Source organism: Nocardia sp. NPDC005998 (genome assembly GCF_040614395.1).
Lineage (GTDB): Bacteria > Actinomycetota > Actinomycetes > Mycobacteriales > Mycobacteriaceae > Nocardia.
This window is the reverse complement of sequence record NZ_JBEXUI010000005.1, coordinates 113,674-124,941: the sequence shown is the minus strand read 5'-3', so window position 1 is coordinate 124,941 and position 11,268 is coordinate 113,674. Positions and strand designations below refer to the sequence as shown.

Genomic DNA, 11,268 nt, shown 5'->3' with positions numbered 1-11,268 from the left:
GCAGCGCACCATCACCGGCGCGGACCGGAGGGTGGCGAAACTGGCGGTCGGTGGCATCGGCTCCGGTGTGCTGGACTGCGGCGGCGTCGATCGGCGCGTCATCGATATCGACGACCTGCGCATCGCCATGCAGCAATGCGCGATTGCGACAGGGCAAGAGCGCACGATGACCGCAGTTGGCCACGATCAACCGCGGCAGCACGCATTACGGCAGTAGAGCGCGAACCGTTTCGATGGTGTCGACATCGGCCGCGGTCTTATCCGGGCGATACCGGACAACCCGGGCGAAGCGCAGGGCTACGCCGCCCGGATAACGGGGGCTCACCTGGACGCCGTCGAGGGCGATCTCTACGACGAGTTCGGGCCAGAGGTAGACGGTGTATTCATCGCGGGCGCGCTCGTGACGCGGGAATTCGGCGGTCTGCCATTGCAGAAGTGCGTCGGTGAGGCCCTTGAAGGTCTTGCCGACCATGACCGGGTCACCGGTTTCCGGATCGCGCGCACCGAGATGCAGATTCGACAGATATCCGGTGCGCCGTCCATATCCCCATTCGGCGCCGAGTACCAGCAGGTCGAGGGTGTGCGTCGGCTTGATCTTCTGCCAGGCCCGGCCGCGGCGGCCCGCGGCATAGGGCGCGGTCAATGACTTGATCATCACACCCTCGTGCCCGGCGGCCAGCGCACCGTCGAAGTATTCCGCGGCAGCCTCCGCATCGGGCCGGATCAGCGCCGGGATGCTGTGCGCGGCCGCCACCTTGGTCAGTGCCGCGCGGCGCTCGAGCAGCGGGACGTCGAGCAGATCCGCACCGTCCAGATGCAGGCAGTCGAAGAAGTACGGGTGCAGCAGCAGTTCCCTGGTCGAGCTGACCTCGGCGAAGCGGCTCATCGTCTCCTGGAACGGACGCGGTCGCCCGGAGTCGGTGAGCGCCAACGTTTCTCCGTCCAGCACCACGCTCATGCAATCGAGCCGGGCGACCAGGTCGACCAGTTCCGGCACGCTCGCGGTGATATCGCGGAGCGTCCTGGTGAACACCCAGACCCGCGAATTCTGGCGATGAACCTGGATGCGCGCGCCGTCGAGTTTGTGCTCGACGCTCACCTCATCGCCGAATTCGGCCATCACCTCGTCCAGCGACGCACCGGGTGCGGCGAGCATCGGCTGGATCGGGCGGCCGACCTCGAGCCGGAACTCGCTCAGCGCGTCGACCCCACCGGTCAGTGCGGCGACGGCCGTGACGGGTAGCTGTCCGGAGAGCATGTACGCCCGCCGGACCAGCTCGATCGGCACCGCCGCGGCCACGGCGACCGCCTCGGCGACGATTGCGGTGAGCGCACCCTGGCGCAACTCACCGCCGAGCAGGCGCATCAGGAAGGCCTGCTGCTCGACGGTGGCGGCGCTCCACAATGCCGTGAGCAGGTCCCTGCGCCGGTTCGCCGAGCCGGGACCGGATGTGGTGGCCAACTCGCTCAACATGCCGTCCACCGACGAAACCGTCAGCGTTGCAAGATCACTCGGCTCGCAGTTGAGGTTCGTGAGCGTGCGCCAACCGGTGCCGATGCGCCCCTGCCGCAGTTCACCGGACACCCAGGAGACCACCGGCGCGAGCTCATCCGGGGCAGCCTCGGTCAATAGCGCGGCCAGGGTGGCGATCTTCGTCTTACGGGACCGGGTCGCACGGACGGTCTCCGAGGCCTGCACGACATCCGAGAACAGCACCAGTCGACGGTAACCCGGTGGTGTGACATATCGCTCAGCACTGCTGCTAATTGCCCATTGGCAGGGTTGCGAATGCCCTCATAAACTGAACGGGTGGCCAAGACTTACGTCGGGGCGCGGCTTCGCCAGCTGCGGACCGAACGAGGGCTGAGCCAGGTCTCGCTCGCCCAGAAGCTGGAGATCTCGGCGAGCTACCTCAATCAGATCGAACACGATGTGCGCCCGCTCACCGTGCCGGTGCTGCTGCGGATCAGCGAAGTGTTCGGCGTCGATGCGACCTTCTTCTCCTCCCAGGACGACACCCGGCTCATCGCCGAACTCCAAGAGGTCGTCATGGACCAGGAGCTCGGCATCGAGGCCGACACCCAGGAGATCGCGGATATGGTCTCCGCACATCCGAGCATGGCGCGGGCACTGGTCAATATGCACAACCGGTACCGCAATACCTCCGCACAGCTGGCCGCCGCCACCGAGGACCGTTTCGCCGACGGCTCCGGCAGCGCGACGATCAGCAAACCGCACGAGGAGGTGCGCGACTTCTTCTACCAGCGGCAGAACTACATCCACGAATTGGATGCCGCCGCAGAGGAACTCACCGCCCGCATCCGCTTCCACGGCGGCGATGTGAACAGCGAGATCGCGCGCCGGTTGCGCGCACACGATGTGAGCATTGTCGAGCGGATCGATCTCGGCGAGGGCGTTTTGCACCGCTACGACCCGCAGACCCAGCGACTCGAGATCGCGCCGCATCTGTCCGGCGGCCAGCGCACCTTCAAACTCGCCGCCGAACTCGCCTATTTCGAATGCGGGGACCTGCTCGAAAAGCTCGTGGAGGAGGGCAATTTCACCTCCGAGGACGCCCGCAAGCTGGCCATGCTCGGCCTCGCCAACTACTTCGCGGCGGCAACGGTCCTGCCCTACACGCACTTTCACGAGGTCGCCGAGGATTTCCGATACGATATCGAGCGACTCTCGGCCTTCTTCACCCAGAGCTATGAGACGATCTGCCATCGCCTCTCCACCCTGCAGCGCCCCAAGCTGCGCGGGGTCCCGTTCTCATTCGTGCGGGTGGATCGAGCGGGCAATATGTCGAAACGCCAGTCCGCCACGGGTTTTCACTTCTCCGCTAGCGGCGGCACCTGCCCGCTGTGGAATGTCTACGAGACCTTCGCCTATCCGGGCAAGATCATGACCCAGATCGCCCAGATGCCCGACGGGCGCAAATACCTATGGGTCGCCCGTACCGTCGAGCGCCGCGCGACCCGATACGGCCAGGCCAGCAAGACCTTCGCGATCGGCCTGGGTTGCGAACTGCGGCACGCGGGCCGGGTCGTCTACGCCGATGGCATCGATCTGGACGAGGCCAAGGCCACCCCGATCGGTGCGGGCTGCCGCGTCTGCGAACGCGCCAACTGCCCGCAACGCGCCTTCCCACCACTCGGCAAGGTCCTCGACATCAGCGAACACCGCAGCTCGGTCTCCCCCTACGTCCTCAAGTGAGGCCGCCGCGCGCGCCGCACGGGGTCCGCAATGCACCAGGCCGACATCGGCGGATTCCGATGTCGGCCTTGGTGGTTCGCTGGTTGGCTATGCGGGTAGTGCCGAATGCTGGATTCGCACCCCGAACAGGGTCAGGCCAAGTGCCGCGACCAGGAGTATGGCCAGTGTCCATGCCAGGACCGAAAAACCGTGTGGCGCAGCGGCAGCGGCGACCAGCGGTCCGGCGGTCGCGCCGACATAGAAGCTGAACATGGCGACCGAGGAGGCGGCGGCGCGTGCTTGGCCACCCAACTCCCCTGCGGTCTGCAGGACCGCCGGTGCGATGACGCCGAGGCCGCCGACCAGCACCGCGAGCAGGATGGTCAGCACCGCGAGGTGGGTGCCCTCGAAGGTGGCGATCACCATGGCGGTCGCGGCGACCAGCACACCGAGCACCATTTGGCCCGGCTTGGTCAGGCGCGCGAGCGGGATGGCCAGCAGCGGCAGTGCGAACATCACCGGCAGCGCACCGGCCCGCAGCGCGAGCAGTTCGCCGGAACCCTTGACCAGACCGGTGATTTCGATGCCGGTGTACACCCCGACCATTACCGCCATGCTCAGCGCGCCAGCGGCCAGCATCGGCAGCAGCGCCTTGATGCGCAGCACCGCGGGGATGGCCGCATAGCTGTGCACCAGCGGCTTGTCCCGGCCGGTCGGCGCATCGTCGAGCATGACCGCGCGCAGGACGAAGGCGAGCGCCACGAAGACGACGGCCGAGCCGATGAACATGGTGCGCCAGGGGAATGCGGCGACAACGGCCTGCGAGGCGATCTGCGCCAAGACCGTCGCGGCGAGGAAGGATGTGGCCACCGACATGGTGACCACCGCGCGATGCGCCGGAGCGATGCGGGTGGCGATATAGGCCATGATCGCCGGTGGAATCGAACCGACGACGAGGCCCTGGGCAACCCGCAGACCGACCGCGATCGGTGCGCTGAACGATAGACCGGTCAATAGCGTGACCACCGCTGCGACGATCATGCCGGTGACCAGCACACGGCGGTGGCCGTAGCGGTCCGACAGCGGGCCGAACAGCACGAAGCCACCGGCATAGCCGAAGGCGAAGGCACTGATGATCCAGGTCATGACCCCAGCGCCCACGTTCCAGTCCGCTTTCATGGCCGCGAAAAGGGGAATCGGGATATACATCTGGCCGGTGGCCAGCAGGGCGGACAGGACGAAGAAGGGAAGGGTACGCCCGGTGTGCGCACGTGGTGACGTGCTGCGAGTGCGTGCCTTGGCCGGGATACCGGCCGGAAGCTGAAGAGTCGGCGTTGCCATAGCGATGAAGGTAGGCCCGCGCCGACCCAGTTGTCAACCAAATAGTTGGTTTGACGAGATGGTAAAATCATGGCCATGACGGTCACGATGAAACGGAGCGATGCGACCAAGCAGGCTCTATTGCGCGCCGCGCGTGACGAATTCGCCGAATACGGCCTGGCCGGCGCGCGGGTGGACCGGATCGCGGAAGCGGCCGGGGTGAACAAGGAGCGCATCTACGGCCTGTTCGGCAGCAAGGACAAGCTCTTCGACGTCATCCTGATCGACACTATGCGCGAATTCATGGACGTGGTCCAGCCGCTGGCCAGTACCGAACCCGGCGAGTACGTGGGCAAGCTGTTCGACTACCACCGCGAAAATCCGCAACTGCTGCGGCTTTTGCTCTGGGAGGGCCTGCACCGCGGCACCGACGCGCACGATATCGATGGCTGGCGCGCCCAGCACTACCTGCAAAAATTCGACCGCGCCAAGGAGCAGTTCGACGTCGACGAGAGCCACGCGGGCCGACTCCTGGTCGCCCTGTGCGGCCTGTCCAATTGGAGTCTCGCGGTCCCCCAGACCACCCGCCTACTGCTCGGCGCCGACGCCGAAAACCGCGACGCGACCCGCGAATTCATGATGGAGTTCGCCCGAGCGGCCATGCAGCGCGACAAATCGGTGCCCCACCGCGAACCGGTCAACGAGTTGACCACCGAATCGGCCACCCCGGTTGACGAATCCAACTCGATCGACGAACCGACCCCGGCAGCCGACACCGAAGCGACCAACCCGGTCGACCGCGCCGCCCAACGCCTACGCGAGGCCCAAGCCACCGCCGACGCGGCCCGCGACGAACTCGCCGCCGCCCTGCGCGCCGCACACGCCGAGGGCACCAGCGCCAACCAACTCGCAAGGCAGGTCTCGGGCACGCTCTCGCGCCCCGTCGTACTCAAGCTGCTCGCACCCTAGTGCCGCGTCGAGATACTCCTGCCGTATCCAACCCTGGGGCCGCGGTCTGTCCAACGTAGCCGAATGGTGGTCACGCAGGCCCTTGGGCTCAAGGGCCTGCGCGATCGCCATATAACTACGCTCGGCGCGCAGCCGGACTGGGTAGCGCAGCAATCCAGCTGGCCGGGGCACTAGCGACAGATCCGACGCGTGTCGCTGATTGGGAGGCGAAAAGAACTGGGGGGCTGGCGAATTCGCCTTGGCGGCTTCGAGTCCGGGGCTCTGGGGGATCCGAGTTCGGCGGCATCCATCGGCGTCGCTCGGGCTTGGACGAGTTCAAATCTCCTGTCCGACACCGAGACAGCAGGTCACGGGGACGAATAACGTCCCCCTGACCTGCTGATCATCGTTGCGCTGGGGTGACTTCAGCCGAAGAACTTCCGCAACGTCGGGACCAGTGCCTCTGGCCTTGCCAGTACGCCATGGTCCTCGCCCTCGAGAACGCGGGTCTCGGCGACGCCGACAGCCGTGCCGACAGCTTGCGTCCCCGCTGCCAGCCAAGGCCAGGTCTGATCACCGTAGATGGCCAGGGTCGGAATGGTCACGGCTGCAAGTCGATCGGTCGGCAGGGCGAGGTCGTCGCCGGTGACGAGCGCATCGTAGGGCAGGCTGGCGGCATTGCCGACCAGGAAGGCCCACTCATCGCCGGTCTGCATCGACGCAACCATCTCGGCCGGTACACCGACGTTCTCCTGGAGAAACAGCGCCACGGCTGCCTCCAGATCGCCCGAACGCACCAGACCTGTCAGCCGATCTCGGGCGCCTGCCGAGGGGGCGGGGCGCGTGTCGTCGACGAGGTAGGGCGTCTCATAGACCGCGACCCGGTCGATCGCAAGCCCGTGCATGACAGCTTCGAGCGCAAGGATGCCGCCCGATGAATGACCGAACACGCAGGCCCTCCCACCGACGTGCGTGATTACCGCCGCGAGGTCGTCGAGCTCGCTCTGCAGTGCGTACTCCGTGCTCCGATCGTCGCTGCCGCCGCGTGCGCGCCGGTCGTAGGTCACCGCGGTGAATTCGGGAGCGAGAGCGGCGGCCAGCGCCGTGACGGTGGACCGGTCGTTGAACGCGCCGCCGATGAGTATCACGGGGGCGCCCGCACCGATGGTCTCAACGGCGAGGGTGGTGCCGTCTCGGGAGATGACGGTGGACGGCGTCGAGGCGGGGATCATGGTGGTGTTCTCCTCGATGCTGCGGGGGATGCGGAAGCTGAGATGGGTGGCGTCGGCGGAGTCGACGACGCGGTAGCGCTCGAGTTCGACGATCCCGTCGGGCAGGTTGTCGAAGAGTCGAGTGCCCTGGCCGAGCAGGACCGGCGCGATGTGAATGTGCAGCTCGTCGACCAGACCGGCCGAGATCGCCTGCTGCACAAGGGATGCACCACCGGAAACATGGACGTTCTTGCCTTCGCCCGCCTCGCGGCAGACCTCCTTTGCGCGGGCGATCGCCGCTGCTGGCCCGCCCGTCTCGAAGTGGAAGACGGTGCCATCCGCGAGCGCTCGGGATTCCTGTCGCCGATGGGTGACGACGAATGTCGGCACGTGGTAAGGGGACTGCTCATCCCAAGCACTGCCCGCCGAGTCGTACATGCGACGGCCGAGGACATAGGCCCCGGTCTGCTCGATCCGCTCGGTGACCAGCTCGGCTTCGGGATCGGTTGCGGCAGGGACGGTGGTGCTGCCGGACAATCCGTGCTGCTGCTGCCAGGCGAAGTGCTTGACGATCCAGTTGGTCACGCGGAAGAACCCGTCGTCGAGGAACGGCGGTTTGCGGGCTTCCATGCCGCAGATGAATCCGTCCAGTGAGATGGTCATATCGCAGCGGACGGTGGGCTCGACAAATGTGGTCACGTCGGTCTCTTTTCGGTTGGCTGTGGATGCCTTACGCGACGTGGTCGGAGACGATGCCGACTTCTCTACATCGCGAGCCGAGAAATCTTTTTCAACAGATATCGCTGCTCAGCGGCACTGTCGGTGCGCTCGGCCGCGGCACGATAGTCCGCGGCAGCCCCCGCTGGGTCCCCGCTGAGCTCGCGCAGGTGTGCGCGGGTGGCGAGCAACCGGTGATGCCGGGCAATCCTCTTGTTCGACTCCAGGCTCGCGAGGACCGCCAACCCGGCGGCCGGGCCGCGAACCATGGCAACGGCGACCGCGCGATTGAGGGTCGTCATCGGATTCGGCGCGACCTGTTCCAGCAGGTCGTACAGCGCGAGGACCTGCGGCCAATCCGTCGCCTCGACGGCAGGGGCCTCGTCGTGGACTGCGGCGATCGCGGCCTGTAGTTGGTACGGACCAACATCGCCACGAGTGAGGGTCGCGGTGATCAGCTCGACGCCCTCGGCGATGCGGTCCTGGTCCCACAGCGCGCGGTCCTGTTCGTCGAGCGGGACCAGGTCGCCGTCGGGGTCGATCCGGGCGGGTCGGCGTGCGTCGGTCAGCAGCATCAAGGCCAGTAGGCCGGAAACCTCGGTGTCGTCGGGCCGCAGCGCGCCGAGCATGCGGGTGAGCCGGATCGCCTCGTCGCTGAGATCCGGCACGGTCAGATCGGTTCCGGTGGAGGCGGTGTAGCCCTCGTTGAATATCAGGTACAGCACATGCAGCACGGCCGCTAGCCGGGCGGCCAGCTCGGTGGGCTCCGGCATCGCGAAGACTCGTCCCGCGGTATCGACGGACTGTTTGGCCCGGGTGATCCGTTGCGCCATCGTCGCTTCGGGGACGAGGAAGGCGGCCGCTATCTGCGCGGTGCCGAGTCCGCCGACGGCGCGCAGGGTGAGTGCGATCTGGCTCGGTGGGGTCAGTGCGGGATGACAGCACAGGAACAGCAGCGCCAGCGAATCGTCGCCGGCCGGCTCATCGTCGTGCTGGCCGAGGTCCCTGGCGGCCGCCATGTCCTGTTCTTCGCGGCGGCGCCGGGCGGTCTCGCTGCGGATCTCATCGACGAGGCGGCGCTGCGCGACGGTAACGAGCCAGCCGCGCGGATTGTCCGGCAGACCTTCGACCGGCCATTGCACCGACGCGGCCAGCAGTGCCTCCTGGGTGGCGTCCTCGCACGCGACGAAATCGCCGTGGCGGCGAATGAGGGTGGTGAGGACCTGCGGTGCCAGCTCACGCAGAACGGATTCGACCGTGTGACCGCTCAATTCCCCGGGGACTCGTGCAGTATCGGCCACAGCTCCACCGGCGACTCGTCGGCCCACGGCATGTCCGCAGCAATCTCGCGGGCGCGTTCCGCGCTGGCGACCTCGAGCAGGTACAGGCTGGCGAGGTACTCCTTGGTCTCCAGGTACGGACCGTCGGTGACGACGGGGGCGCCGTCGCGGCGCAGCACCAGCTTCGCCGTATCCGCGTCGCCAAGACCGTACGCACCCAGCAGTTCACCGGTGGCCCGGTAACGCGCGTTCCACGCCTCCTGCTCGGCAACCGCCGCCGACCACACCTCGGGCGGGATCGCCTTCCATTTCTCCTGATTGCCGTAGATGAGCAGCAAATACTTCATAATGCTTCGATCCTCATTTCACAGCCATCCTGCCATGGCCTTCCGGTCGGGCACCGGACGTGCGGCCGTCGACAGCTGGCTGCCGCGCAGCCCGAGGAGACCGGCGCTCACCGAACTGTCATGTCGCGCACCGTCGATGCACGCTCCACGGCGGCATTCGGGGCGGCCGATCGCTCGCGTTGCTCGTGACATCGCCTGTCGTGCAGCCGGATCGACGAGAACAACGCGAGCGATTCGCGTCCAGGTTGGCGTGTGTCGCCTCCGCGCCGAGCAAGGCTCGAGCGGCACCACGGTCGGTTGGCCGACCGGCGCCCCGGAGTTCTTCGCCACCAACCGAATGCGGGAAAGAAATCGGCACGAATGGCAGTCCGGGAGCGGTCGGCTCGGCAGACCGGTCAGAACGACGCTTCGTCCAGCTCCATGATGTCGTTGTCGATCGCGGCGATGATGTTCTTCACCGCGGTCAGCTCCGGCAGTGCGTTCTTCGCAAAGAAGGTTGCGACAGCGACCTTTCCGGCGTAGAAGGGGCGGTCCTTCTCCGGTGCGTCGCCGGCCAGTGCCGCGGCCGCGACTTCGGCCTGCACCAGCAGGCGCCAGCCGATGAGCAGATCGCCGACCGCGAGCAGGAAGCGCACCGAGCCGAGGCCGACCTTGTACAGCTCCTTCGGATCCTGCTGGGACGCCATCAGATATCCGGTGAGCGTGGCCGCCATCGCCTGCACATCGGCGACCGCGGTGCCCAGCAGCGCCCGCTCGGCCTCGAAGCGGCCGGTCTTCGCCTCCAGGAATGCGGCGATCTGCCCGTTGACGTGGGCGAGCGCCACCCCCTTGTCCCGAATGATCTTGCGGAAGAAGAAGTCCTGCGCCTGGATGGCGGTGGTGCCCTCGTACAGCGAGTCGATCTTCGCGTCGCGGATGTACTGCTCGATCGGATAGTCCTGCAGATAGCCCGAACCACCCAGCGTCTGCAGCGATTCGGTGAGGTACTGGTAGGCCCGCTCGGAACCGACACCCTTGACGATCGGCAGCAGCAGATCGTCCACCCGGTGCGCCAATTCGGCATCCGCACCCGAAACCAGCTCTGCCACATCGGCGTTCTGGTGGGCGGCGGTGAACAGGTACACCGCGCGCAGACCTTCGGCGTAGGCCTTCTGCATGGCCAGCGAACGCCGCACATCGGGATGCTGCGCAATGGTGACGCGCGGGGCCGCCTTATCCGCCATCTGCGTCAGATCCGCGCCCTGTACCCGCTGCTTGGCGTAGTCGAGGGCGTTGAGGTAACCGGTGGACAGCGTGCCGGTGGACTTGATGCCGACCACCATGCGCGCGTTCTCGATCACCTGGAACATCTGCGCGATGCCGTTGTGCACCTCGCCGACCAGCCAGCCCTTGGCGGGCACATCGGTTGCGCCGAAGGTCAGCTCACAGGTGGGCGAGGACTTCAGCCCCATCTTGTGTTCGACTCCGGTCACGTAGACGCCATTGCGGTCGCCCAGCTCGAGCGTCTCGTGATCGAAGAGGTATTTCGGTACGTAGAACAGCGAAAGCCCCTTGGTGCCCGGACCGGCGCCCTCCGGGCGGGCCAGCACCAGGTGGAAGACGTTCTCGGCCGTCTCGCCGACATCACCACCGGAGATGAAGCGCTTGACGCCCTCGATATGCCAGGAGCCGTCCTCCTGCTGGATCGCCTTGGTGCGCCCGGCACCGACATCGGAACCGGCATCGGGCTCGGTCAGCACCATGGTGCCCGCCCAGCCGCGGTCGTACCCCTTTGTCGCCCACTGCTTCTGCTGCTCGGTGCCCACATTGAACAGCACCGAGGACATCACCGGACCCATATTGAAGAAGCTCGCCGACGGGTTGGCGCAGGTGAGCATCTCATTGACCGACCAGACCACGGCCGCGGGTGCGCGCGTGCCGCCCATACCCTCCGGCATACCGAGCCGACTCCAGTCGGCCTCGTTCACCGCAGCGACGGTCTTACGTAGCGCCTCGGGCACCGAAATCGAATAGCTGGTCGGATCGTAGACCACCGGATCCCGGTCGGCCGCTGTGAAGGATTCCGCCACCGGCCCCTCGGCCAGCCGCTTCACCTCGGCGAGGATCTCCCGCACAGTATCCGAATCAAGATCGCCATAGGCACCCGTATCCAGGAGCTTGTCCAGTCCGAACACCTCGAACAGGTTGAACTCGATATCCCGAACGTTCGCCTTGTAGTGACCCACCGGTCCTCCTCGACTCACGCGTCC

8 protein-coding genes and 1 pseudogene are annotated in these 11,268 nt (G+C 66.5%); 3 read left to right on the top strand and 6 right to left on the bottom strand.

The features are described from left to right. A pseudogene (locus ABZ293_RS10620) lies at positions 1–217 on the top strand (hypothetical protein); the annotation flags it as partial. On the opposite strand, the gene ABZ293_RS10615 reads toward ABZ293_RS10620, so the two are convergent. Further along, on the bottom strand, positions 206–1,717 hold the full coding sequence (locus ABZ293_RS10615; RefSeq protein ID WP_355179335.1) for an ATP-dependent DNA ligase: 1,512 nt from the start codon (positions 1,715–1,717) through the stop codon (positions 206–208). The pseudogene ABZ293_RS10620 and the gene ABZ293_RS10615 sit on opposite strands and share 12 nt — an antisense overlap. 93 nt (positions 1,718–1,810) lie before the next feature. Between ABZ293_RS10615 and ramB the strand changes: the two genes are divergently transcribed. After that, complete coding sequence (gene ramB, locus ABZ293_RS10610) at positions 1,811–3,217, top strand: acetate metabolism transcriptional regulator RamB (protein ID WP_355179333.1); 1,407 nt, start codon at positions 1,811–1,813, stop codon at positions 3,215–3,217. 87 nt (positions 3,218–3,304) lie between these two features. Here ramB and ABZ293_RS10605 read toward each other — a convergent pair whose 3' ends face one another. Next, on the bottom strand, positions 3,305–4,537 hold the full coding sequence (locus ABZ293_RS10605) for an MFS transporter (RefSeq protein ID WP_355179331.1): 1,233 nt from the start codon (positions 4,535–4,537) through the stop codon (positions 3,305–3,307). Between the two features lie 75 nt (positions 4,538–4,612). Here ABZ293_RS10605 and ABZ293_RS10600 point away from each other — a divergent pair, with 75 nt between their 5' ends. Beyond that, positions 4,613–5,485: a TetR/AcrR family transcriptional regulator gene (locus ABZ293_RS10600; protein ID WP_355179329.1), complete on the top strand. Its 873-nt coding sequence runs from the start codon at positions 4,613–4,615 to the stop codon at positions 5,483–5,485. A 404-nt stretch (positions 5,486–5,889) separates the two neighbouring features. Here the strand turns inward: ABZ293_RS10600 and ABZ293_RS10595 are convergent, their stop codons facing one another. The 4 genes from ABZ293_RS10595 to ABZ293_RS10580 all read right to left on the bottom strand — a co-directional run bounded on the left by ABZ293_RS10595 (position 5,890) and on the right by ABZ293_RS10580 (position 11,244). After that, on the bottom strand, positions 5,890–7,374 hold the full coding sequence (locus ABZ293_RS10595) for an alpha/beta fold hydrolase (protein WP_355179327.1): 1,485 nt from the start codon (positions 7,372–7,374) through the stop codon (positions 5,890–5,892). A 65-nt stretch (positions 7,375–7,439) separates the two neighbouring features. Next, a complete protein-coding gene (locus tag ABZ293_RS10590; RefSeq protein ID WP_355179325.1) occupies positions 7,440–8,693 on the bottom strand; it encodes a DUF6596 domain-containing protein in 1,254 nt (417 codons plus the stop codon). Then, on the bottom strand, positions 8,660–9,019 hold the full coding sequence (locus ABZ293_RS10585; protein WP_355179323.1) for a YciI family protein: 360 nt from the start codon (positions 9,017–9,019) through the stop codon (positions 8,660–8,662). Before ABZ293_RS10585 ends, ABZ293_RS10590 begins: the two co-directional genes overlap by 34 nt. Before the next feature lie 395 nt (positions 9,020–9,414). Continuing rightward, on the bottom strand, positions 9,415–11,244 hold the full coding sequence (locus ABZ293_RS10580; protein ID WP_355179321.1) for an acyl-CoA dehydrogenase: 1,830 nt from the start codon (positions 11,242–11,244) through the stop codon (positions 9,415–9,417). Positions 11,245–11,268: the final 24 nt, after the last annotated feature.